Annotated in this window: 24 protein-coding genes and 1 tRNA gene; 6 read left to right on the top strand and 19 right to left on the bottom strand. The window is 31.8% G+C overall.

All coding sequences use genetic code 11. From position 1 onward, the window contains the following. Positions 1-52: 52 nt before the first annotated feature. The 11 genes from B0A75_RS16520 to B0A75_RS16570 form a co-directional block, all read right to left on the bottom strand. Positions 53-649 (bottom strand): SprT-like domain-containing protein, encoded by a 597-nt coding sequence (locus B0A75_RS16520; protein ID WP_089055365.1) that lies wholly within the window; start codon positions 647-649, stop codon positions 53-55. Positions 650-725: 76 nt separating this feature from the next. Further along, positions 726-1403, bottom strand: coding sequence for an SDR family NAD(P)-dependent oxidoreductase (locus tag B0A75_RS16525; protein WP_089055366.1), 678 nt, complete (start codon positions 1401-1403; stop codon positions 726-728). Positions 1404-1438: 35 nt separating this feature from the next. Beyond that, complete coding sequence (locus B0A75_RS16530) at positions 1439-2416, bottom strand: M20/M25/M40 family metallo-hydrolase (RefSeq protein ID WP_089055367.1); 978 nt, start codon at positions 2414-2416, stop codon at positions 1439-1441. Between the two features lie 248 nt (positions 2417-2664). Then, the gene (locus B0A75_RS16535) at positions 2665-3699 is read right to left on the bottom strand and encodes an ATP-grasp domain-containing protein (protein ID WP_089055368.1); all 1035 of its coding nucleotides are present in this window, start codon (positions 3697-3699) and stop codon (positions 2665-2667) included. Positions 3700-3710: 11 nt separating this feature from the next. Further along, on the bottom strand, positions 3711-4421 hold the full coding sequence (locus B0A75_RS16540) for an NRDE family protein (RefSeq protein ID WP_089055369.1): 711 nt from the start codon (positions 4419-4421) through the stop codon (positions 3711-3713). Further along, the gene (locus tag B0A75_RS16545) at positions 4409-4897 is read right to left on the bottom strand and encodes a hypothetical protein (RefSeq protein ID WP_089055370.1); all 489 of its coding nucleotides are present in this window, start codon (positions 4895-4897) and stop codon (positions 4409-4411) included. The genes B0A75_RS16540 and B0A75_RS16545 overlap by 13 nt, the downstream gene beginning before the upstream one ends. Positions 4898-4917: 20 nt before the next feature. Next, entirely contained in the window at positions 4918-5286 is a 369-nt protein-coding gene (locus tag B0A75_RS16550; protein ID WP_089055371.1) for a DoxX family protein, read from the bottom strand. A 7-nt stretch (positions 5287-5293) separates the two neighbouring features. Then, positions 5294-5752, bottom strand: a complete 459-nt coding sequence (locus B0A75_RS16555; RefSeq protein WP_089055372.1) for a YHS domain-containing (seleno)protein — start codon at positions 5750-5752, stop codon at positions 5294-5296. Between the two features lie 6 nt (positions 5753-5758). After that, a complete protein-coding gene (locus B0A75_RS16560) occupies positions 5759-6355 on the bottom strand; it encodes a peroxiredoxin-like family protein (RefSeq protein WP_089055373.1) in 597 nt (198 codons plus the stop codon). Positions 6356-6446: 91 nt separating this feature from the next. Next, complete coding sequence (locus B0A75_RS16565) at positions 6447-7124, bottom strand: Crp/Fnr family transcriptional regulator (RefSeq protein ID WP_089055374.1); 678 nt, start codon at positions 7122-7124, stop codon at positions 6447-6449. Between the two features lie 96 nt (positions 7125-7220). Further along, a complete protein-coding gene (locus B0A75_RS16570) occupies positions 7221-8363 on the bottom strand; it encodes an acyl-CoA dehydrogenase (RefSeq protein ID WP_089055375.1) in 1143 nt (380 codons plus the stop codon). Positions 8364-8835: 472 nt separating this feature from the next. Here B0A75_RS16570 and B0A75_RS16575 point away from each other — a divergent pair, with 472 nt between their 5' ends. The 3 genes from B0A75_RS16575 to B0A75_RS16585 all read left to right on the top strand — a co-directional run bounded on the left by B0A75_RS16575 (position 8836) and on the right by B0A75_RS16585 (position 12049). Beyond that, on the top strand, positions 8836-9411 hold the full coding sequence (locus B0A75_RS16575; RefSeq protein ID WP_089055376.1) for a chalcone isomerase family protein: 576 nt from the start codon (positions 8836-8838) through the stop codon (positions 9409-9411). Between the two features lie 142 nt (positions 9412-9553). Continuing rightward, the gene (locus B0A75_RS16580) at positions 9554-10780 is read left to right on the top strand and encodes a Glu/Leu/Phe/Val dehydrogenase dimerization domain-containing protein (protein WP_089055377.1); all 1227 of its coding nucleotides are present in this window, start codon (positions 9554-9556) and stop codon (positions 10778-10780) included. A 363-nt stretch (positions 10781-11143) separates the two neighbouring features. Further along, positions 11144-12049 (top strand): hypothetical protein, encoded by a 906-nt coding sequence (locus tag B0A75_RS16585; RefSeq protein ID WP_089055378.1) that lies wholly within the window; start codon positions 11144-11146, stop codon positions 12047-12049. 211 nt (positions 12050-12260) lie between these two features. Here B0A75_RS16585 and B0A75_RS16590 read toward each other — a convergent pair whose 3' ends face one another. Then, positions 12261-12656 carry an ExbD/TolR family protein gene (locus B0A75_RS16590; protein WP_089055379.1) on the bottom strand — a complete coding sequence of 132 codons (396 nt, stop codon included), beginning with the start codon at positions 12654-12656 and terminating at the stop codon, positions 12261-12263. A 3-nt stretch (positions 12657-12659) separates the two neighbouring features. Then, positions 12660-13352 (bottom strand): MotA/TolQ/ExbB proton channel family protein, encoded by a 693-nt coding sequence (locus tag B0A75_RS16595; protein ID WP_089055380.1) that lies wholly within the window; start codon positions 13350-13352, stop codon positions 12660-12662. Between the two features lie 131 nt (positions 13353-13483). Here B0A75_RS16595 and B0A75_RS16600 point away from each other — a divergent pair, with 131 nt between their 5' ends. From B0A75_RS16600 to B0A75_RS16610, 3 genes are all read left to right on the top strand, one after another. Next, positions 13484-14710 (top strand): bifunctional folylpolyglutamate synthase/dihydrofolate synthase, encoded by a 1227-nt coding sequence (locus B0A75_RS16600; protein WP_089055381.1) that lies wholly within the window; start codon positions 13484-13486, stop codon positions 14708-14710. Positions 14711-14887: 177 nt separating this feature from the next. Next, positions 14888-14965, top strand: a tRNA-Val gene (locus B0A75_RS16605). Positions 14966-15068: 103 nt separating this feature from the next. Continuing rightward, positions 15069-15626 (top strand): hypothetical protein, encoded by a 558-nt coding sequence (locus B0A75_RS16610; RefSeq protein WP_089055382.1) that lies wholly within the window; start codon positions 15069-15071, stop codon positions 15624-15626. Positions 15627-15802: 176 nt separating this feature from the next. On the opposite strand, the gene B0A75_RS16615 is transcribed toward B0A75_RS16610, so the two are convergent. The 6 genes from B0A75_RS16615 to B0A75_RS16645 form a co-directional block, all read right to left on the bottom strand. After that, entirely contained in the window at positions 15803-16162 is a 360-nt protein-coding gene (locus B0A75_RS16615) for a MerR family transcriptional regulator (protein WP_089055402.1), read from the bottom strand. A gap of 261 nt (positions 16163-16423) precedes the next feature. Beyond that, positions 16424-17209, bottom strand: a complete 786-nt coding sequence (locus B0A75_RS16620) for a TlpA family protein disulfide reductase (protein ID WP_089055383.1) — start codon at positions 17207-17209, stop codon at positions 16424-16426. Positions 17210-17371: 162 nt separating this feature from the next. After that, positions 17372-18841, bottom strand: a complete 1470-nt coding sequence (locus B0A75_RS16625; protein ID WP_089055384.1) for a serine hydrolase domain-containing protein — start codon at positions 18839-18841, stop codon at positions 17372-17374. 447 nt (positions 18842-19288) lie between these two features. Further along, positions 19289-20374: a serine hydrolase domain-containing protein gene (locus B0A75_RS16635; protein WP_089055386.1), complete on the bottom strand. Its 1086-nt coding sequence runs from the start codon at positions 20372-20374 to the stop codon at positions 19289-19291. 133 nt (positions 20375-20507) lie between these two features. After that, positions 20508-21647 carry a helix-turn-helix domain-containing protein gene (locus B0A75_RS16640; protein ID WP_089055387.1) on the bottom strand — a complete coding sequence of 380 codons (1140 nt, stop codon included), beginning with the start codon at positions 21645-21647 and terminating at the stop codon, positions 20508-20510. A gap of 259 nt (positions 21648-21906) precedes the next feature. Continuing rightward, the gene (locus B0A75_RS16645; RefSeq protein WP_089055388.1) at positions 21907-23277 is read right to left on the bottom strand and encodes a hypothetical protein; all 1371 of its coding nucleotides are present in this window, start codon (positions 23275-23277) and stop codon (positions 21907-21909) included. Positions 23278-23345 lie beyond the last annotated feature (68 nt).

Consider the following 23345-nt stretch of genomic DNA (forward strand, 5'->3'; position numbering starts at 1 on the left):
ATTCCAAGCTGTTTAAAATTGGAATTTGGGATTTCTCTTTTTATTTAAATTATTAATCTATCAGCTCTACTTCGGCATTTGGATTAAAAAGATAAGTCTTTCCAGAGCTTATTTCTATACATTCGAATCGTTTGGTTCTAACGGCAAGTTTCTTAAAGATTTTACCATTTTTTATTCGAAAAACGCTTCCGTACGGTATTTCAAAAACATAATTCTTATCACTTGCAGAATCATATTGCTTTAAAGCCAAAGACAAAGTCGTATCTGTATCACTGCTTGCTGATGGATTTTTAAAATGTCTCGCTAATAACGGCAGTAATTGACTTGGAAATATTTCTGGTCTGATAAATGGAACCATTGTTCTTTGAAAGGTGTATTTCCATTCGTTGCCGTGCGGTTTTATATTTCGCCCAAATTTTTCGAATGCAACCAAATGCGAAATCTCATGAATTAAGGTGATCAAAAACCTGTATTTGTTTAAGCTTGCATTAACTGTGATTTCATGTTTGCCACTAGGTCCACGTCTGTAATCTCCATGCCGCGTTTGACGTTCATTGACAATTTTCAAATGAACCTGATTGGATACAATCAAATCAAAAACAGGCTTTACAGCGTGTTCTGGAATATATTTTGCTAAAGTTTCGCTCAATTTAGGTTAAATGTTATTTGTTAAACGTCAAAAGTTCATTTCTATTTGAATCTGGAATTTAACTATTGAAATTTTCCTATGGATTAGTTGAAGAAACCTCCAATACCTTTCCGTTAAAATACTTATTTCCGTTGAGTGTAAAATCATAAATGTATGTCGCCATTCCTTCGGCAGAAATTGGCGCTTGATAACCTGGAAAAGCCTCATTCAGCATTTCTGTTTGAACAGAACCTAAAGCCAGCACATTAAATGAAATACCGCGTTCTTTATATTCTTCAGCCAGCAATTCGCTTAAAGTAATTACGGCACCTTTACTTGAACTATAAGCTGCCAAACCAGCAAACTTAAGACTTCCTCTAACGCCTCCAATTGAACTGATGGTTACAACATGACTTCCTTTTTGCAAATATGGCAGGCAAACTCTTGTAAGGTTTGCAACTGCAAAAACATTTACTTTATAAATACTTTCAAAATCGGCTTGAGTAGTTTCTGCAAAAGGCTTCAAAACTAAAGTTCCTGCGTTATGAACTAAGGCATCCACTTTTTTCCACGTCGAAGAAATAAAATGCTCTACTTCCTGTAAAGCAGTTTCATCTGCTAAGTCGATTGATAAGCAAGTTACATTTTCATGCTCTAAAAGCGCTTTTGGTGTTTTTCTAGAAATAGCTAAAACCTGATTTCCAGCATTTGCAAACAGTAAAGCCAGTTCATAACCAATTCCTCTACTCGTTCCTGTAACAATAATATTTTTCATAAAGCAAAAATAAACAAATACAATAGAAAGAAAGACTATTTATTCATTGTAATTTCTTCAGTTGGAGTTACTGCAATTTTTGTTACAGCAGGTAAAAACTCTTGAATAAATGAAGTAATATGAGGAACATCCATTACTTTGAACTCATCAGAAACATGGTGATAAAACTCAAAATTTTCAAAATCAAAAGTACTTATAGATTGACATGGCTTCTTGAACACTTCATAAAACGAGTAGTTATCTGATCTATAGAATAATTCGTATTCAGCTTCTTTTGGCAGGAATCCAATTGTTTTTTTACCAGTATATTGATTAATTTTCTCCGCCATATTCGATTTATCAAAACCGGTGACATAAGCCAAATAATCACGTTTCATAGGAACTCCTATCATTTCTATATTTAATTGTGTGTAGAGATTAAAATTTTGCTTTTTCAGTTTTTGAACTAAACTTTTTGAACCAAGCAATCCCTTTTCTTCGCCGGCAAAAAACACAATTAAAATGCTTCTTTTATTCGATTTTGTTTCGGCAAAGTATTTAGCCATTTGCGCAACAGCAGTTACACCAGAAGCATCATCATTTGCACCATTATTTATAATGTCCGCTTGTTGTTTTTTCTCGATCCCAATATGATCGTAATGTGCACTTAGAACAACATATTCATTTTTTAACGCTGGATCTGTTCCTTCAAGAACGCCGACAATATTAAAAGCTGGAGATTTAAAATTTGTCAAAGTATCTCGATATGTTTTAAAATACGGTTTGACATTGTTCTTTTTAAGAAAATCTTCTAAAAAAACAGCCGCTTTTTCGATTCCTTTTGTCCCAGTTTCTCGTCCTTCCATTTCATCTGAAGAAAGATATTCTAAAAAATTTGAAACTTCATTTTGATTGACTTTATAAGTAACTTCAATAGGTTTAGAATCTGATTTTGATTTTTTCTCGCTTACTGCAGTCGGGTTTGTTTTACAGGCAAAAAAAATAAATGGCAAAAGAAAGTAGAGTTTTTTCATAAATGATGATTTAGATTTCTAAAGAAGACTGGTTAAAATACGTTTTTAATATCTGTTGCTTTTTTAAGACAAAAAAAGATATTGCATACTTTGAAAATTGGCCTGTGTTTTGAAAATCAACTTGTAAAATTATAATCAAATAAGCGTTTCAAAAAACAGCTGTCAAAGTTCCTGCAATATACTACTATTTTAACTTTTTTTCAATTGCAATCTACTTTCTGTTAAGTAAATATAAATTCAGATGGATTTCAAAAATTTACGATCTTATTGTTTTGAAGTACATGAAGTTTATATTCTTGCATTCCAACTTTATAATCTAAATATGGAACTCCCATTTTATGATTCTGAGCACTTATTTCGTACATATAGGTAATATGCTTGGCAAGTTCTCTCCAGGCAAACCAAACAGAATGTTTGGGATCGTAAATATGAGTTGGCTCACTTGCAGCTCCGTTAAGTTCTACTATTTGAAATTTTTCACCTTTCTCTAATTCTTCAAATGTGTTGTACATGATATCAAAACGTCCATAATAAAACTCTGGAATCTGAGCTGCTATTTCATTAATCATTTCGGTTAATTTTGGAGTGATTAAATCACTTCCGTCAAGAAATTTAGCTCCTCGCGCATGATTTCCAAACGGAACTAAATTTGCGACTTCTCCATTTTGTAAAATGCGCTGCAACTGCTCGCCATATTCTTCTTTTAAAACTTCAAACTGAATCTGAAATCTTGGCGTTTTATATATCAATTCTTCAATCGTCGAAACTCCATCGCCTATAACATTCAAAAATTCTTTAGAAACAATTCCAGTTATTTTTCCCTTCTTTTGTGATGGATAACGTACATAAAACACTCCAACTTCATTTTTAAATGGAATTAAATCTTGAATTAAAAAATCAAAGTTTGCTTTGTCGGCATATCTTTTCAATTCTGAAACTGTTTTAATCAATTTTACTCCAGAACCACGAAGACCAATGTCTGGTTTGGCAATTAAAGGAAAACAAACTTCATGTTCGATTATAGTACTTACAATCTTTTTTAAATCTGTATTTTCCTTAATTAAAATTGTTTTGGGATAATGCTTTTTAGGAAGTGAATCATAAATCCTCTTTTTGCTTTCCATCAAAAAGCCACCATTTTTAATTCTAGGATTTGAGGCATTAAAGAAGAAAACAGATCTTGCTTTAATTGCATAATAGGCCCAAAGAAAATAGATGGGAAAGTACAAAACCTGAAACGGCCAATACTCCCAATTTGTAATTTTATGAAAAAAGAGTTTCATCTTTATGTTTTTTAAATACTTATAAAAGAGGTTGAAAAATCTTGTGCGTTTACCAAATCACAATACCTTATTGTTCCTTTATTTTTTATGATTATCACTTGTGTTACACTCAGCGTTTTTATTGTATTTTCTCTATTGATAATCAAACCATTTCTAGAATCATCACGCTTCGTATAACGATGAAAACCAAAAATTTCTGAAGCCGAAACTTGATTTTTATTACCCAAAAAATCAAAAAACCAAGAAGCTCTTTCTTTTCTAATTTGATATGAATATAAAGTTGCAGATGACCAAATGTAATTTTGCAATTCATTTAATTGAGTTGTTCTTTTCTTCAAACCATCCCAAATCAATTCGTATAATTTTTGCTGCTGACACAAAATCAAGGTAAACGGTTCTATGTTTTCAAGATCAATCAGTTTCCAAAAATCCTTTGGTGATTCGTTAGATATAATCTCCAACGCAATTAATCCCCTGCTTTTCCGATAAGCAAACGAAGAAATATGTTTTTTAAGCCCTCCGTTTAGGAGTACTAAAACAGTTCCGTATTCATCTACAGCAAACCAAGTTCCTCCAGCTTTAGAATCTTTTGGGTAGGTGACATTTTTACCATTGTGGTAATAATTTCTAGGTGAAATTGCTTCTGGCCGAATCACCTTCTCGTCTCGATTTGAAGTTATTATCACAACTCCATTATTATTTACATAACTTACTGTGCACATTGTTTTCTATATTCAATAGTTGAACGGGCTACTCCAAAATTTTCATCAATCAAAATATTCTCAAATTGTAAAGCAGCCACTTTTATTAAAGCTTGATGATGAATGCAATGTTCTAAATTATAAAGTAATTCTCGGTAATAAGTGCTCTGAATACTAAGAGCCTGCTCCTCACTTTTCTGTTCTAAGTAAATGATTTTGTTTTCGCTTTTCAATCTTGATTTTATTTCAATAAGTGATTCCTTGGCAAATGCGGTTTGGGTTTGAATTTTGTTGTTTCTTTCACGATTATCATAATTCAAAACACCACAATCATAACCATTTTCAAGACACTGAAACATTTCGATAATGTGCCTAGTATGCTCACCAATTGTTGCATCACTTAAAGCGACGCAAGATTTAGAATATTCTTTATCTGAAAGTTGATCTAAGAGATAAATTAATTCGTCTAAACTGTTGTGTATCGATTTTAATAACATAGTTTTTACATTTTAGAAAATTAAATATTCTGCTTTTTATTAAAGTAAATTAACCCTGCACAACATAATAAAGTAATAATGGCGAGCATAAAAAGAAAACCGTTGTCATTTTGCACTTCTATGCCTAGTATAAATAAATGTGATAAAATCGCCGCAATCATAATTATGCATCCGCCCAAAGCACCAATAAATGTTGTTTTGGGAACTAGAATTAAAATTACGACAAATAACTCTGCAATTCCAGAGCCAATTCTTCCGTAAGGCTCTACCCCTAAGGTCGAAAAAATATAAATACTTTCTGCTGCTGCTCCGAATTTAAAAAATAGTGTCTGCAGTAAAATTGCTGCTGCAATAATTCTTAAAACCCATGTTATTTTTTCCAGTTTCATCACATTTTTATTTATTTATTTTTCTCCAATTATTATCCGCTTTGGCCATCAAACTCGTTTGGTCTTTGTTCCAGCTTTTTAATGTATTATTAAAATAGGCGTTGTAAAACAAGTAAAGTCTGCCTTCAACAATTTTAAAAGTTTCAGGATTTATTTCAACCTTTTCTCCGCTGCTTCCCATCGCATAAGCACACCATCCGCCATATTGAGGTTCATATTTGGAAGGGTTTTTCAAGAATGCTTCTTTATTTTGCATTGATGAAAATTTATAGACAACTCCTTGATAAGAAACTGCCAAATCATTTTTTCCTTTAATTGCTTTTCCTTCATTAAAATACCCAATAGGATCATAACCTTGAATTGCGATTTTATTTTTGAGATTAAACTGATCCACTCGCCTTGTGTCGTTTTGAGCAAATGAAATACTCGAAACTAAAATCAATAGTAGTATTGCTGTCTTTTTCATTTTCCTTTATTTAAAAGTTTTCAGTACCGAAACAAGCAATTCATTTGATATGCGATGTTTGAAATTTGGAGAAATATATTCGAATAAAATCTCGCCTTCTTCATTGACAATAAATACAGACGGAACTGGCAGAAAACTTTTGTTATCTCCATTAGAATTTGCATTAATTACTGATTTATAATTTTCCGGGACTTGAAATGCAATTCCCATCGCATTTATAAGCTCTCCTTTAGAGTCAGAAAGCAGTGTATACTTTACCTTATCTTTTTCCTCTGTTGATTTTAAATTTTTAGGTGCGTCAGAGCTGACTGCTGCGATTTGGTATCCTAAATCCAGTATTTCTTTTTCGGCTTCAGCCAATGCCTGCAAATGCATATTACAATACGGACACCAGCCACCGCGATAAAAAACTAAAACTGTTTTTTTCTTTTTAAGTAAATCCGAAATTTTCACATCTGTATTTTCAGATGTTTTTAAAGTAGCGTTTGGTATTTTTTCTCCTATTAATAAAGGAGCGATATCTAATGCTGTTTTAGGAACAGTATTTTGAGCATTAACAGCTGAAATTACAATTGCCAGCACCATAAAAAAGAACTTTTTCATAATTTTTAATTTTACATCTTATTTGATATTGTAAAATTACTTTAGTCTGAAAAAGCAAAATGTCAGCTAATTTACACTTAGCTTAAAATAGTTATATTTTGGTGATATCCTGAATTATAATTTCTTTTCTGTTATAACTTAATAAATTATTAGATTCCATTTCATTCAATAAATGTGTGGCGGTCTGCCTAGAAGTACAAATAATTTGTGCAATATCATTTTGTGTCAGATAATTTTCGATCGTAACAACATTCCCATTTTTACTGCCTTCTTGCTCTGCCCAGTTTTTTAGAAACTGATACAACCTTGTTTTTGCATCTTTAGAAATTAAATTGGCGTAGCTGTTTTTTACTCGTTTCATTTTCAAGCCTACAAATTTTGTATACGAAAGTGCCAGCTTGGGATTTTTAAGCAATAAGTCCTCAAAGTCAGACATTAAAAAACTGCAAATTGTCACATCGTCTGAAAGGACTTTTGCATATTCTTCATTTTTATCATCCGATTCCAAAGTCAATTCGCCAAATAAATCACCTTTCTGAATAATGTCTTTTATGGTCTCATTACCCTCATCATCAACAGCAACAATTTTAATATTGCCTTTCTTAAGTAAAAATATACGCGGCAGATCTGAAGTCGAGAAATAAATAATTTCGCCTTTTGATGCTTTTTTAAAACCGGTAATAATGCACAACTGCTTGATTTGAGCATAACTCAAAGTTCGAAACAGTTTATGATCTCGCAAATACCAATATTTTAAATCTTCGTACATAAAAAACTTTCTTTTAGTAAAGATAACCAATTAAAAAAGAAAACCCTTTCAGACCAAGAAGCCTGAAAGGGTTTTACTGAAAATATTATAAATCTATTATCCTGCGATAACTGATCTTGAAATTACAATTTTCTGAATTTCAGAAGTTCCCTCATAAATTTGAGTGATTTTTGCATCACGCATAAAACGTTCAACATGGTATTCTTTTACATAACCATTTCCGCCGTGAATTTGAACAGCCTCGACCGCAGTATCCATTGCAACCTGCGAAGCAAATAATTTTGCCATTGCACCGCTTACATCATAATTTTTATGCTGATCTTTATCCCAAGCTGCTTTCATACATAAATGACGAGCTGCTTCGATATTAACTGCCATATCTGCCAATTTGAAAGCAATTGCCTGATGATTGCAAATTTCTGTTCCAAAAGCTTTACGCTCTTTAGAATATTTCAAAGCCAATTCGTAAGCTCCAGAAGCAATACCTAATGCTTGAGAAGCAATACCAATACGTCCTCCTGCAAGTGTTTTCATTGCAAATTTAAATCCGAAACCATCTTCACCAATTCTATTTTCTTTTGGAACTTTTACATCACTAAACATCAAAGAGTGTGTATCTGAACCACGAATTCCCATTTTTTGTTCTTTTGGTCCAATTGAGAAACCTGGCATATCTTTAGTCATAATCAAAGCATTAATTCCTTTGTGCTTTAATTCTGGATGCGTTTGAGCAATAACTAAATATACAGATGCTGTATTTCCGTTTGTAATCCAGTTTTTTGTTCCGTTTACCACATAATGGTCTCCCATATCAACAGCTGTAGTTTTTTGCGAAGTTGCATCACTTCCAGCTTCTGGTTCACTTAAACAAAAAGCACCATGAATTTGACCTGAAGCCAAACCTGGCAAATATTTTTGTTTTTGTTCTTCTGTTCCAAATTCTTGTAATCCCCAGCAAACTAAAGAATTATTTACCGACATTACTACAGAAGCTGAAGCATCAACTTTCGAAATTTCTTCCATTGCAAGTACGTACGAAATCGCATCAAGTCCGCTTCCGCCATATTTAGGATCAACCATCATTCCCATGAATCCAAGTTCACCCATTTTCTTAACTTGTTCAGTTGGAAAAATTTGTTTTTCATCACGTTCAATAACTCCTGGTAACAATTCATTCTGAGCGAAATCTCTTGCTGCTTGCTGAATCATTAAATGTTCTTCGGTAAGATTAAAATCCATAGTTTTTTTAATTATTGTTTTTTTACCATCAAATGACAATGCACTGTGGCCGGTTTGTTTTTTTGTTTTTCTTGAAGTCCTTATTTTTTACACAAAAAGGCTTTCAAAGATAAATTTTAAATGTGAAATTTACAATGCGCGCATATAAAATTGAGAGATCAGCAATATTTACGATAACGTTTTCGTTAATATTTAGCTTTTTTGACCAAGTAACAATAATCATGCAGCTTTTTTTCTAAATTTTAAGATTAAAAATGCAGATAAAAAATAAGCAAATTTAAATTCTAAGCACAATTCTTACTCTAAAAAAGACCTATTACTTATAAAAGACACAAATTCACGTAAAACTAGTCCTACTAATTTGATTTCTAAAACAATACGCAAAAAATCTCAGAAAAAAAGATCTTAACAGAACGTAAAATTTTGATAAATTAACATTATTTTTGCTCAAAAAATATATAATTGATAGAATATGAAAAAGATTTTACTATTGCTTACACTCCTTTTAAGTCTGCAATTTTCTACAGTTTCGGCACAAACTCAATTAGAAGTAAATGGTGTTACTGTTCCAAGAAAAATAGAATTTCAAAGCAAATCCTTGCAGCTTAACGGTGCCGGCGGAAGATCAAAAATGTGGTTGGAAGTTTATGTGCAGGCTTTGTACTTATCGCAATTAAGCCAAGATCCACAATTTATTATTGACAGTGATACTGAGATGGCTATTAGAATTGAAATTACCTCATCAATGGTTTCTTCTAATAAATTAACAAAAGCAATGAATACTGGATTCGAAAAATCTGCAGGAAGCAATCTTGAACAATTACGTCCTCGAATTGAGCAGTTTAAAACATACTTAAGTGATGCCATTACAGAAAAAGATGTATTCATTTTGTTTTATAATCCTCTTGACCAAACAATCAATGTTTATAAAAACGAAGTTTTAAAAGGAAAAATTCAAGGATTTGATTTCAAAAAAGCATTATTTGGCATTTGGCTTTCAGACAAGCCGGTTGACGAAACTTTAAAAAAGCACTTATTAGGAATATAATTCTTAATTCTTTACCATATTCGAAAGCCGAAAACCTTATAGTTTTCGGCTTTCTTTTTTGTTTTAATAAATTTGAAGCAAAATACATTATTCGCATTATTCTATTTTATACTTTTACGCAAACTAAACATATCTCAACAAAATGAAAGATTTATTACAGCAATTTGAAAATAAAGCACCTGAAATTGTTTTTAACTGGAAAGATTCTGAAACAGAAGCTGAAGGATGGACCGTGATTAACTCACTGCGAGGCGGAGCTGCCGGCGGAGGAACTAGAATGAGAAAAGGCTTAGATATGAACGAAGTTTTGTCATTGGCTAAAACAATGGAAGTAAAATTCTCTGTTTCTGGTCCTGCTATTGGAGGTGCAAAATCTGGAATAAATTTTGATCCAAATGATCCTCGCAAAAAAGGAGTTTTACAACGCTGGTATAAAGCCGTTTCTCCTTTATTAAAAAGTTATTACGGAACTGGAGGCGATTTAAATGTTGATGAAATTCATGAAGTAATTCCAATGACTGAAGAATGTGGCGTTTGGCATCCGCAAGAAGGCGTTTTCAATGGTCATTTTAAACCAACAGAAGCAGATAAAATTAATAGAATCGGGCAATTACGTCAAGGTGTTATCAAGGTTATCGAAAACCCAAAATTCTCACCAGACGTAACTAGAAAATATACTGTTGCCGATATGATTACTGGTTTTGGCGTTGCTGAAGCTGTTCGTCATTTTTATGCAACTTATGGCGGAGAAATAAAAGGTAAAAAAGCAATTGTACAAGGTTTTGGAAATGTTGGTTCTGCAGCTGCTTTTTATTTAGCCGAAATGGGCGCAAAAGTAATTGGAATTATTGATCGCGACGGCGGACTAATCAAAGAAGATGGTTTTTCTTTTGAAGAAATCAGAACTTTATTTTTAAATAAAGACGGAAATAAATTAGTTGCCGACAATATGATTCCGTTTGAAGAAATCAACTCTAAAATCTGGACAATTGGTGCTGAAATTTTTACACCTTGTGCGGCTTCAAGATTGGTTACTCAAAATCAAATTGATAGTTTAATTTCAAACGGACTTGAAGTTATTTCATGCGGTGCAAACGTTCCTTTTGCCGACAAAGAAATTTTCTTCGGATCAATTATGGAACAAGTGGATCATAAAGTAAGTTTGATTCCGGATTTTATTTCAAACTGTGGAATGGCAAGAGTTTTTGCTTATTTCATGGAGAAAAAAGTTCAAATGACAGATGAAGCTATCTTTAACGATACTTCTGAAACTATAAAAAATGCAATTGTAAAAGCTCACGCTTTAAATTCGTCTAAAACAAATATTAGTGCAACGGCTTTTGAAATTGCATTGAAACAATTAGTATAATCTCATTTTATACTTTATTTCTAAAACGGGCTAAATTACTTAGCTCGTTTTTTTTTAGATCTAACCGTAAAGTTCACAAAGCTTTCTCTCATTTTATGTCATTTCGACGAAGGAGAAATCGCACTAGAAGCTCGACAAAGATTGGAGATTCTGTTGTAGATTTACGAGTGAGATTTCTCCTTCGTCGAAATGACAAACAGTACGTTTTTAAACAATGTTTAAAAAAACATTTGTATTCCTTGCATAAAACCTTAGCTCCCGGATCGCTATCGGGATTGCGGTTAAATTCTCTCTTTCATTCTAAACAATTTTTACTACTTTTAAACGTTTTTAAAATTATACATTTCAAAATTCAGAATTAAAATGAGTTTCACTATTTCTTCAGATCAAAAGAAATCCTTACTCTTTACGACAGCTATATATGCGGTAATTTTAATATTACTGTTTTTCATACGTTTTTGGCCTCCTTATAATCCAGATAACAATGTTGCTCTTGCCAGCGGCGGAGGCGGAGGCGGTGTTACTGTAAATTTTGGCGACAGCGATTTGGGTTCTGGCGCTAATTACAAAAGCGAGGTTCTTGAGGTAAAAAATAATGTAAAACAGGCACCCGCAAAAGCAACTCCAGAAGAAGAAGCTATTATTACTCAGGAAAACTCGGTATCTGATAAAGCAGATGTTATTATTCCGACAAAAGAAAAACCTAAGAAACCTGTTCCTGTTGAAAAACCAATACAAAAACCAGCACCTGAAAAACCAAAAGTTTCAAATTCTACAAATGATGCCTTATCAAGTATTTTAAAAGGATCTAATAAAGGCGGTGACGGTGATGATAAAGTTGCCGGAAACAAAGGAAAAGCAGGCGGAAGTTTGGGATCAAATGGATATTACGGAACTGGTGGTTCTGGCGGAGGAACTGGAGGCGGTAACGGAACTGGAAACGGCATAGGAACCGGAAGCGGTTACGGAGCAGGAAGCGGCGGCGGCTCTGGAGGAGGATCAGGTTATTCTCTTGGAAACAGAAAAGCTTTATCTAAACCTGCACCAAAATATACTTGCAACGAAGAAGGAAAAGTTGTTGTTGAAGTAAGTGTGGATCAAAACGGAAAAACAATAAGCGCAACTGCAGGAATTAAAGGTACAACCAATACAGCGAAATGTTTACTTGATCAAGCACGAATTGCTGCAATGAATACAAAATGGGAATCTGATAATGATGCACCAGTAAAACAAGTTGGAAAAATTATTTATAATTTCAGTTTGAATTAAAAACCACGGATTTCACGGATTTACACTAAATGTGTTATCATAAAAAAGGCTTTCTGAAATATTTCAGAAAGCCTTTTTTTTTCGTCCAGTTTGTCATTTCGACGAAGGAGAAATCACACTCGTTAATCGACAAAGATTGAAGATAGACTTTGCAGAATTTTTGGTGTGATTTCTCCTTTTCAGTCGAAATGACAAAACTGCGTATTACATTTTACTTCGGACTAGTAGCAATTACAAACTTCAAATTGTTCTTTACTCCTATTTGCAAAACATCTACTAAATCTTGAACCTGCAAATTAAAAGGGATGCGAACTACAACCGTTTGCTCCTTGTCTGCTCCTATTTTTGTCATTAAACTTGTTTCTAGATTCTCAAAGTCCACGGGTTCTTTATCTATGTAGAACTTTTTATCTTCGGTAACAGACAAACTGATTAATTGTTTATTTGTTTTTTCGTTTGCCTTGGCTTTTGGCAAAGTCATCTTGATAACATTAGGATTTGCAAGTGTTGAAATAATTAAGAAAAACAACAGCAGGAAAAACATAATATCACTCAGCGATGAAGTTGCAACCTCAGCATGAAATCTTCTTTTTCTCTTAATAGACATACCTTATGCTCTTTGAATTATGTTTACAAACTCTAATATTTGTTTCTGAATTTTCAAGGCAAAATCATCAATTTTTCCATTCAATAAATGATAAGCACTATACGCAATAATTCCAACAATTAATCCTGATCCCGAGCTGATCATTTTCTCGTACAAACCTCCAGAAATGTTTCCAATACTTATATTTTCAGTTACTGAGATACTGTAGAAAATTTTAATAACTCCCGAAATTGTTCCAATAAATCCAAGTGTTGGCGCAATACCTGCAATAAGTCCAAGATGACCTAAACGACGCTCCATTTCACCAATTTCAATATCGGCAGCGCGATCCATATTTGATTCGATTTCGGCAATTGGTCTTCCAATAACCAGAACTCCTTCTTTCAAAATATTTCCTGCAGCAGTATTACTTCTTTCTACAATTGTTCTAGCCAATTCGATATTTCCTGCATTCAATTTATCACCAACATCCTGCATTAATCGACTATCAATTTTTGAAGCTTTACTGATATACATATAACGCTCAAAAATGATGTAAATAGTATAAAATAATAAAAGTGCGATTGGAATTAGGAAGAAACCTCCTTTTAAGATAAAACCTAAAACGGAAATTTCGGTATTTGGAGCAATTTTTTCGATAACTACGTTAGATGCGTTTGCAATGGTATCTGTTTGTAATTGAATGAGGCTAAACATATTTTAATTCTTGTTTTTAATAATTAATTCTAAAAAATATTTCAATTTTGCACTAAAGATAATTTTCATTGTAATATTAAACTAAAAAAAACGAAAATTATTTCAATTACCAACTATTTTATCCAAATAAAATGAACTATCAAGAGACTACAAACTGGATGTTTAATCAATTACCAATGTATCAGCTTCAAGGTGCTTCGGCATATAAAGAAGATCTCACAAACATCAAATTACTGGCAGCGCATCTTGGTAATCCAGAAACGCAGCTAAAGTGCATTCATGTTGCTGGAACAAACGGAAAGGGATCAACATCACATATGCTGGCTTCGGTTTTGCATGAAGCTGGATATAATGTTGGTTTGTATACTTCGCCGCATTTAAAAGATTTTAGAGAACGTATTAAAATTAACGGTCAAGAAATCTCTGAAAATTTTGTGTGTGAATTTATCGAAAAGCATAAAAGTTTCTTTGAAGCCAATGATATGAGTTTCTTCGAAATGTCTGTTGGTTTAGCTTTTGACTATTTTGCATCCGAAAAAGTCGATATTGCTATTATTGAAGTCGGCCTGGGCGGAAGACTTGATGCAACTAATATTATTACTCCATTAGTTTCTGTAATTACAAATATAGGTTTAGATCACACTCAGTTTTTAGGAAATACTCTTGAGGCAATTGCTGGTGAAAAAGCAGGTATTATAAAACCAAATGTTCCTGTTGTTGTTGGTGAATATACTACTGAAACACAGCCGGTTTTTTTAGCTAAAGCCGAAGAAAAAAAAGCCCCTATTTATTTTGCGTCTGATTTAATTAGCGAAGTATTCCCGTCTGACTTAATTGGAGATTATCAGTTTCACAATAAAAAAACGGTACAGCAGACTATTAAAATTATAAACGAGACTACTGATTTTAAAGTTTCAGATGAAAGTATAAAATTGGGTTTATTGAATGTGGTTAAAAATACAGCATTACAAGGAAGATGGCAGCAGCTTGGCGAGAATCCAAAAATTATTTGCGACACGGCACATAACAAACATGGATTAACGGTTGTAATGAACCAGATTAAAAAAGAAACTTTTCAAAATTTACATATTGTTTTGGGCGTTGTAAATGATAAAGATCTAGATTCTATTTTACCGCTTTTTCCTCAAAGTGCACATTATTATTTCTGCAGTCCAAATTCTTCAAGAGGATTAAGCACCGAAATTTTGCAGAGCGAAGCAAAAAAGCACCAATTAATTGGAGAAAAATACGATTCTGTTGAAAGCGCTTTCGCGGAAGCAAAGAAAAATGCTTCGGAAAATGATTTTATTTACGTTGGCGGAAGCACTTTTGTTGTTGCTGAACTGCCTTTGGGTTAAAATATACTTTTGATCTACAAAAAACTTTAAAAAATCATTTTAATAACAAATTCATAAACAGACAGATATAAATTATTTTAAAAAAAGTTTTATTTTTTCTTCAAAATCCTTTGCAGAACTCGAAAACTAGCGTATATTTGCACTCGCAATCACAAACGATAGCAACCTAGTAAAATAGGGCGATTAGCTCAGCTGGTTCAGAGCACCTCGTTTACACCGAGGGGGTCGGGGGTTCGAACCCCTCATCGCCCACCAATAAACTCCTTAAGAAATTAAGGAGTTTTTTTTTATTCTACTCTTGAGCTTACAAGAAATCTTAGACCAAACGCAAAATCTTTATTTAACAAAAAAACTACACATGAGAAATGAAGAAGATTGCCCAAAAACCGAACGATTCTTATTTTCCGACACATACCTATCAGAAAAAGGAATTAAATTATCCCAAGATGCAATAATTAAACGATTTACAAATCGCAATAAAAATGAGTTTTATCAAAAGTATATAAGCTGGAAAAGAAATGAAAACGAAATTACTATCTTTACTATGCATACCTATGCAGACTTAAAACTAAATAAAGAATTTGATTGCATTTTCAACTATGACAATCCAGATGAGTTTGTTTTCGAAAAATTTACTATAACTCAATCCATTTATGAAGGCTGGATTCCAACCGACACTGTAGATGATGGACACAAACATTTATTGGTATTTAGTTTTGAAAATGGAATACCAAAAATACTTTTTAAATTACACAAAGAAGAAACTCTTGGAGATACACGACCTAAGACCTATACAAAATTAGGTTTTTGTAATCAAAAACATTTTGAAATTATTGCCAACAATCTTAAGAAACGTTATTTGTTGAAAGAAAAATACGGATTGGAATATTGGAAATATATCGGCGATGAAATATAAAACCATTTAAAGAGCACTCTCTCAAAGAAACTAAAAAGTTTCTTTTTATAAAAATGCAAGAATTGGCTTTAAGTGTTCGATTGCCGTCCTTGACACTCTACCAAGAAACTCCTTAAGAAATTAAGGAGTTTTTTTTTGTGATATACTTTCACAATTTGCTTATCAATATTTCATCATCAATCATTACTTTGCAATTTCTCACATACTTTTTCAAGAAGCTTCTTAGTCTGTTTGAAATATTTCATTTTATCATCAATCTCTTTTATTTTTGACTGAAAAAGCTCAAGTGTTTCAGGTTTCGAATCAGTACTTTCGAACCAAGTGGTTAATATTTTTTTTATTTCTGCTAAGGTAAAGCCCACTTCTCTCGCTTCTATGATGATTTCTAAACGTTCAACAACATTATCATCGTAATTTTTATAGTTATTAGATTTCACTTCTTCATTAGTTAATCCCTTGATCATTCCTAGATTTTCATAATATCTAATAGTATGAATTGATAATCCGGTTTTCTTTGATAATTCGTTTATAAGCATAACTTTATTTTTTTTTATAAAAAACAATAAAGCATAGAGTATAGTCTACACTTTGTTGTTGCAAATATATTATTTTTTGCTTTTAAAGTTTTTAAAACACAAGGAATAAATCATAAAATATTTTTAATACCTGAGAGAACAAATATGTAGTATACAATAATTACAAAATATTATTCAAAAAAGCCTCCTTAAAAATTACGGAGGCTTTTGATACTTTTATTTCCCTAAAAATTCAATTTGTTTTAAGCGGAATCAAAAGAGTTATTTTGCCAGCAATTTTTTAATTTCGGCTGCAATATTATCTAAATTGTTTGGAGTATTTCCTGTTGACATAAATCTTAAAACTCCATCTTTATCTAATAAAAAGTTTTTCGGAATGGAACCTTTTGCAAACTCATTCCATATTTTTCCATTTGGATCAATTCCATAATTAAAGTCGATTCCGTCTTTTCTTAGTTTAGTTACTTTTTTCGAAACCACTTCTTGAGTTTCTCCACTTGAAATTGCTAAAAATACAAAATCAGTGTTTTTATTGGGCTCAATAATTTTCGATGGTATATCATAAAACTCCATTAAGCAAGGCGCACACCAAGTTGCCCAAAAATTTACTAGAACTACTTTACCCTTTAAATCAGAAAGTTTTACTTCTTTACCATCTATTAATTTTAAGGTAAAGTCTTTTGCTTTCTCATTTAGTTTTAAAATGTACTCATCTTCTTTTACCAATTTTTGGCTTTCTACAGACTGAGCGGCAGTTTTTTTATCGTTTTCAATTTTTTCTTGCTCGCTGAAAATCTCAATTAAAATTATAAACTCCTTGTTCCCTATTTTATCTCCAAACTTTTTGGCCAGCTCCTTTCTTTCGCTTTCAGAAACTCCTTTAATCATAGATTTAACATAACCATCGGCACCATATTTCTCAACATCTGCCATTGTACCGATATCATTGTTAATTATCAATACATATTCGGGCTTTTTTGCCACTTTATCCTGCCCGTAAAAAGATTGTACCACTATTATAAAAACAAAGAGAAATTGTTTTTTCATGTTTTGATTGGCATTTAAGGAGGTTATTGTTTTTTATAAACAGCAAACACATAGTCCTGAAGCTTCAAGACTATGTGTTAAAAAATTCTTTTTGCTAATATAAGAAATATCTTCGTTCGTAATGATTTAAAATTCAAGCTGATAAACCATCTTACGAAACAACTATTTTCCTTTACTAGTTAATTGAACCTCTGTACTGAGTTTATCTCTTGTTAAGGTTACAGAATTTACTTTTCCATCGCTGAAACCAAATTTCAACAAGTTAGGATAATCAATAATTCTGAAATATCCATTTTTAAGATATACCAACTCATTATCATTTTTTCCTTTAAAGTGATCTAATAACGGAGATTCAACATAAAGGCGATTGTTTTTTTCTACAATTTTTGTTTCTACGCCTTGTGCGTAAAGAAAATCATCATAAGTCCCAACTAGTTTTTCTTTTAGACTTGAAGGCATTTCCTGAACTTCCTCATTCGAGGTATTTTTATTCCAGCCCATTACTCTTAAAAGTGTTCTTTGAGTATTTCCCATTACAGGAAAACGATTCTTTTTTTCGCCATTGGTTAAAAATGTAAAGCCATTTCCATCTGTCATCGTTGCAAAAACACTTCCTCCAACTCCTGTATTTGAACCGTTACACATAAACCAATCATAGTTATTGTAACCAAAGGACTTTTGCCATCCATAACTCCAACCGCCAACAGCATCTTTTAAAGCTGTTACTTCAGTTACTTTTTGAGCAACATCATGAGAAATCACTTTATTGTTTTTATTACGTAAAGCATTTTGCATTTCAATCGCGATTAGAGCTAGATCAGTTGGCGTAGACCACATTCCTGACGGTCCAACTTGCGGTGTAATTGGCAGACCTGTTCTAATAACTTTTTCATTTTCATCATGCACAAGAGCTACATTTGTCGGAAATCCTTTTTCATTAGGCTGTATCATTGTAGTGTTTTTTAATCCAAGAGGCGTAAAAATGTGTTCTTGTGCAAGTTCACCTATAGATTTTTTAAAAGTATCTTCTAAAGCCATTTGAACAATTACATAACCGCCGCCACTGTAAGCCCAATCTGTTCCTGGTGCAAACAAAAATTCAATTTCTTTATCATATCTTGGAATTTTCCCTAAAAGACTTTCTTTTATAGTTGGGATTGTATCACCTTCATAGTGATCTGCAAATCCGCTTTGGGTTGTGCCGGCAGTATGATTTAAGAATTGTTTCCATGTTGGTCTATTATTTTCGATAAACTTACTTTTTGGTAAATGCCAGCGTTTTAAATAACCATCAATTGGGTCGTCTAACTTAATTAATCCTTTTTCTTCAAGAATAAAACAAAGAAGCGCTGTAATTGGTTTTGAAATTGAAGCTGTAGAAAAAGCAGTGTTTTGATCTATTTTTTCTTTTGAATCTATCGATTTTACACCAAATTGGTTAGAGTACACAATCTTGTAGTTTTCGAAAACAACAAGACTAAATCCCGCAAGTTTATATTTTTCTAATTGTGGATCAATATTTAAACTGTCTGTTAGAAAGCTATAATCTTTACTTTTTGCAGTTGCTTTTTTGTTTGTTTGAGCACTTGCGACTGTTACTATAAGAAGTAATAAATAAATAATGTTTTTCATGGTATCGTGATTTTTAAGGTTAGAAATTTATTTCGGTACAAAGATGTGGGAGAAATTAAACCTATGCGACCGAATAAAACTATTCGAACGCATTTGTCTCCAGCAATGCGTACGAGTAATTACAAAGCCCTAAAAAACAATACATTAAAACAACAAACCAATGCATTTTTGAAAGATAATTATTTTTTATTCGAACTAAAAAAACTTCAGTTTCTGAAAATTCGAACCTCAATATTATTTACACAACAGATAAAATTGCTTGATTTATTCTAAACCTAAAAGAGAAAACCAAGAAAGGAAATACAATTTATTCTACTTTACTACTTACTTATAAATCCACCCAATAAAGCAACAGATAATTGAAATACAGATTTATCCAAACGTAAAAAACTCCTTAATTTCTTAAGGAGTTTTTACATTCTATTTTAATGGTATTATTTGCGTCTGTTACAAATTTGCATTATCAGGTTTCATATCTTTCAAGATTGTGTCATAAATTGAATTCAGAAGTGTTTGTCTCATTTTTGAGTTTCTATAATCTAACAGTATTATGATTCCCCAATTTTTAGCTCTGTCATAACATATTATTGAAGATTGTCCCATTGAGTCTCCCGATTTCATATAAAGTGTATTTTTATCATCTGTCATAATATTTACACCCAATCCTAATTCTCTCTTTTCATCTTTATAAAAGATTTTCTCAGTAATAATAGCTGCTTTACCTACTTTAGTTTCTTTGTTTAAAACTGCTTTTAAATAGGTAACCATATCAGTAGCATTCGATTTAACTAATCCTGCTGGTGCAGTAATATTCCAATTAAAAAACTCTTGAATACCTCCTTCAGGATTGTGAGCAGTTGTACGGTTTTTTACATTAAAATCCTTAGTTAAAGTACTAGTCATTTTTAATGGTTTTATCATTTTGCTTGTGATAATCTCATCATAACTCTTGTTATAAACTTTCTCTAATATTTGTCCAAGTAAAGTAAACCCAATCGTAGAATAACGGTATTTACCATAATCTTTTAACTCAGAACAATTATTTACAATTGCAGCCAATGATTCTTTAGTTACACTACTCACAGGCTGCTGCGGATTTAACTCCATTAGTTTCCCAAAATCGATATCTGGCAAACCTGATTGATGAGAAGCTAAATCTGAAATTCTAATTTTGTTTTTAAGATTACTTTGCAGTACATATTCTTTTGGAAGATAGCTGTCTATATAATCTTCCAATTTCAATTTTTTCTCAATAGCGGCTTGTGCTATTAAATTTGAAGTTAAAATTTTAGTAATTGATGCTATTTCAAATATGGAGTTCTTGTCAATTTTAGTTTGACTCTCTGCATTCAAATTCCCGTATGCAGTATAATATTCTTCATTGTTTAGAACAAAGCCAATACTAATACCTACATTGGGATTTTTTTGGTGACTATCTTTTATTATCGAATCTATTCTTTGAGAAATTCCCTGTCCAAAAGAAAAGTTAGTTACTAATAAAAGTGCTGCTAATAATTTTACTGAAGTTTTCATCGTATCGTATTTTTATGGTTATAAATTTATTTCGATACAAACTTGCGAAAGAAACTTATGATACGCGACCGAATAAAACTACTCGTACGCATTTGTTTAAAAAAACGCGTACGAGTAATTACAAAACCATGAATTACAAAGCCTTGCGAAAATCAGTAGGAGTAAAACCGGTATGCTTTTTAAAAGCAGTATTGAAAGAAGATTTTGAATTAAAACCTACTTCGTACAGAATTTCTAAAATGGTTACTTTACTTTTTGCAACATCTTTTAAAATATTCTTTGCATTTTCGATACGATAGGCATTAATAAAATCATAAAAATGCTGTTCTAATTTATGATTGATTAAAAGCGATAAATCTCGTACCGGAATTTGAATATCATTTGAAACATCTTGTATGGTCAAAGAAGGATTAAGAAACGGTTTTTCTTCATCCATATACTGCTGCAGTTTCAATAATTCTTCACTATACTCTTTTTCGGTTACAGCTGTAGGCGCATTAACTTTTTCTTCAGAAACAATGTCTTTAACTAGTTTTAATTTTGAATCGATATTCCTGAATAAATCTGGATTATTTAAAGCTTTAAATAAATACCAGCAAATAATAAAGGGCTGCATTACCATAATTCCAGCTTTTATCCATTCAGAGATATCTGGATATTCTGAAAACTTAAAAATATTTTTTACAATAGCAACTACATACAAGATTGAAAGAAGGGTTGCAAACTGAAATAACCAATTATAGGAATTAATATGTGTACCGGCATTATTTTCTAGATACAGCTTTTTTGCTCTTTTTAATAACATAAAAATGGCCGCAAAATAAACAATGATCTGAACATGAATTAAAACATGAATAAACTGCAATTCGATCATGCTTTTACGATTTATTATAAAATCCAACTTTGAAGCATCATCTACAGCATAGAAACGCGGTATCAAAACAGCATTTACAATTAAAAACGGAACCGCATGTAAAAGATATTTGGGCTTAAGTTTAAAATCAGAATAGGAAACGGATAATACGTATAAATAAAAAATTGGAATTTGAAGAAAAGCAATTGTAGATCTGAATATTCCCAAATTTGAAGGTCTGTCGAACATTAATCCGAACAAAGGCTCACTTGAATCGATTGCATTTATTAATAGAAAAACAGCAAAAAGAATATTGCTTGTTTTGTCTTTTGTTTTAACTGTGAGCAGAAAAAATATTAGCAATAATGAAATGAACAAAGTAATTATGGTTGCAACAATTAATAAATTAATCTTATCCATTTTTGTTTTCTAGTGGTATTATTGTTTATAATTATAACCCGCTTATTTAAATCTGCCTTCAAATATTAGTATATTTTTTTGACTGTGTTTCAGCGGTAAGCTTGTTCTTTTTCAAAGCGAATATATGAAATATTTTCACTTTTTATTAGTTCCTTTTTCTTGAAAAAGAAATAATTTCTTACTGTTATATTCTTCTTTTTTCTTAAAATCAAGCAAAAAAAGCAAAACTCTGAAACCCTGCGTTCTACGCTCTTTACTCTTATTTTACTGATTTAAAAAGAGTTTCAAGTGTAGATTTTTTCTGATTCACTAGTATCAATTGACTTTTATCATTTAAGAAAATCATATCTATAAACTCCTTGTCTGGATTAAATTTATATTTTTTCAGCTCTGCAAAATTTCTTTGCACCAGCTTTAATTTCTCGGCACTATTTGTCGAAACAATTATAACCTTAGTAAGCGGTGTTTTTTTCATTTTGTCAATACTTGCTTCAGTTAATTCAGAATCAAACTCGGTTCTGGAACGGTAACGAAACATTTTTCTTATTGCATTTACGTCTTCTTCATTTTCAGAAATTACATATCTATAAGCCATAATATTATCTAGCTCATTTATCCAATTCGGGAAGTTGGTCTCATACTGCTTGATGTAATTATCTATAAAACTTCTGTCAATTCCTTTCTTCTGATTAATGTACTCTATAACCAATGGATAAATTTGTTTTGCCATAAGACTGATATATTTTCTATTATACCAATCTCCATCATCAATTTTCCCGTCTAATTGTTCATAAACATATCCATTTCCTAATGCCGTTGCCAAAACTTCATTCATGAGCTGATAAGCATAATTACTGCACTTTGATTTATTTTCTTTAAAATAAGAATCTATATCTTTTTTTACTTCGAGCGATTCTTCGTCATAAATGATATGATACGTTTCGTGCAGCATAACGCTAAATAAATCTTTGTATGAATCTAAATCAGTCTGCACGGCACTAATAAAGTTATTACAAAACGCCTGCGCAGTAAATCCTTTAGAATTAGGCAGCGGATAAAAAGCTATTTCAAATGGAATTGAAGTATCCCAGCTGGAATTATAAAATGTAAGCCCGGTTTGAAAATACTTTTCCATGTCATGTTCGTTCGAATATTTTGTAATTTCTACAATTTGTTTTTCGAATTTCTCTTTGTTTGGATTATAAATCAGCTCGTTGTAAATAGGCGTAAACTCTGAAATACTTTCTGCCAAGTCATTCAATGTTTTATTAGGAATGAAACCTATTGAACGTATTTTGAAATCTTTTAAATTATCAGTTTCAATCAAGTTCTTTTTCAGTAAATCTTCTGTCTGCATCGACTTTTTTAAGCCGTAAGGATAATCCTCAAATGGAAAACTATAGTAAATATTTAAAAGGTCAAATTTTGAAGCTATACTTTTATATTTCTCCGTATAATATTTTGATTTTTGAAATTCTGTTTTAAAAACATTCTCTGGAGAATTCTCAGAAAGATTTTGTAAAAAAACAAAAACAGCCAATTGTTCTGAATATTTAATTTTAAAAACTGCCTTTTGTCCAAATGCTAAAGTTGTCAAAAGTAAAAACAAGAGCCAAAGTTTATTTTTCATACAATCCTATTAGGGTTTAAAATAATTTGCGGAATTATGTATTAAATTCTATTTGTTAGAAATCGAGC

The organism is Flavobacterium oncorhynchi, from assembly GCF_002217355.1.
GTDB lineage: Bacteria > Bacteroidota > Bacteroidia > Flavobacteriales > Flavobacteriaceae > Flavobacterium > Flavobacterium oncorhynchi.

Excerpts from the sequence above, each read along its gene's own strand:
- B0A75_RS16640 (WP_089055387.1), bottom strand. The coding sequence starts at position 21,647 with ATGGATAAGATTAATTTATTAATTGTTGCAACCATAATTACTTTGTTC.
- B0A75_RS16600 (WP_089055381.1), top strand. The coding sequence starts at position 13,484 with ATGAACTATCAAGAGACTACAAACTGGATGTTTAATCAATTACCAATG.
- B0A75_RS16565 (WP_089055374.1), bottom strand. The coding sequence starts at position 7,124 with ATGTACGAAGATTTAAAATATTGGTATTTGCGAGATCATAAACTGTTT.
- B0A75_RS16615 (WP_089055402.1), bottom strand. The coding sequence starts at position 16,162 with ATGCTTATAAACGAATTATCAAAGAAAACCGGATTATCAATTCATACT.
- B0A75_RS16595 (WP_089055380.1), bottom strand. The coding sequence starts at position 13,352 with ATGTTTAGCCTCATTCAATTACAAACAGATACCATTGCAAACGCATCT.
- B0A75_RS16590 (WP_089055379.1), bottom strand. The coding sequence starts at position 12,656 with ATGTCTATTAAGAGAAAAAGAAGATTTCATGCTGAGGTTGCAACTTCA.
- B0A75_RS16525 (WP_089055366.1), bottom strand. The coding sequence starts at position 1,403 with ATGAAAAATATTATTGTTACAGGAACGAGTAGAGGAATTGGTTATGAA.
- B0A75_RS16540 (WP_089055369.1), bottom strand. The coding sequence starts at position 4,421 with ATGTGCACAGTAAGTTATGTAAATAATAATGGAGTTGTGATAATAACT.
- B0A75_RS16535 (WP_089055368.1), bottom strand. The coding sequence starts at position 3,699 with ATGAAACTCTTTTTTCATAAAATTACAAATTGGGAGTATTGGCCGTTT.
- B0A75_RS16580 (WP_089055377.1), top strand. The coding sequence starts at position 9,554 with ATGAAAGATTTATTACAGCAATTTGAAAATAAAGCACCTGAAATTGTT.
- B0A75_RS16550 (WP_089055371.1), bottom strand. The coding sequence starts at position 5,286 with ATGAAACTGGAAAAAATAACATGGGTTTTAAGAATTATTGCAGCAGCA.
- B0A75_RS16560 (WP_089055373.1), bottom strand. The coding sequence starts at position 6,355 with ATGAAAAAGTTCTTTTTTATGGTGCTGGCAATTGTAATTTCAGCTGTT.
- B0A75_RS16570 (WP_089055375.1), bottom strand. The coding sequence starts at position 8,363 with ATGGATTTTAATCTTACCGAAGAACATTTAATGATTCAGCAAGCAGCA.
- B0A75_RS16575 (WP_089055376.1), top strand. The coding sequence starts at position 8,836 with ATGAAAAAGATTTTACTATTGCTTACACTCCTTTTAAGTCTGCAATTT.
- B0A75_RS16585 (WP_089055378.1), top strand. The coding sequence starts at position 11,144 with ATGAGTTTCACTATTTCTTCAGATCAAAAGAAATCCTTACTCTTTACG.
- B0A75_RS16610 (WP_089055382.1), top strand. The coding sequence starts at position 15,069 with ATGAGAAATGAAGAAGATTGCCCAAAAACCGAACGATTCTTATTTTCC.
- B0A75_RS16645 (WP_089055388.1), bottom strand. The coding sequence starts at position 23,277 with ATGAAAAATAAACTTTGGCTCTTGTTTTTACTTTTGACAACTTTAGCA.
- B0A75_RS16635 (WP_089055386.1), bottom strand. The coding sequence starts at position 20,374 with ATGAAAACTTCAGTAAAATTATTAGCAGCACTTTTATTAGTAACTAAC.
- B0A75_RS16530 (WP_089055367.1), bottom strand. The coding sequence starts at position 2,416 with ATGAAAAAACTCTACTTTCTTTTGCCATTTATTTTTTTTGCCTGTAAA.
- B0A75_RS16545 (WP_089055370.1), bottom strand. The coding sequence starts at position 4,897 with ATGTTATTAAAATCGATACACAACAGTTTAGACGAATTAATTTATCTC.
- B0A75_RS16620 (WP_089055383.1), bottom strand. The coding sequence starts at position 17,209 with ATGAAAAAACAATTTCTCTTTGTTTTTATAATAGTGGTACAATCTTTT.
- B0A75_RS16625 (WP_089055384.1), bottom strand. The coding sequence starts at position 18,841 with ATGAAAAACATTATTTATTTATTACTTCTTATAGTAACAGTCGCAAGT.
- B0A75_RS16555 (WP_089055372.1), bottom strand. The coding sequence starts at position 5,752 with ATGAAAAAGACAGCAATACTACTATTGATTTTAGTTTCGAGTATTTCA.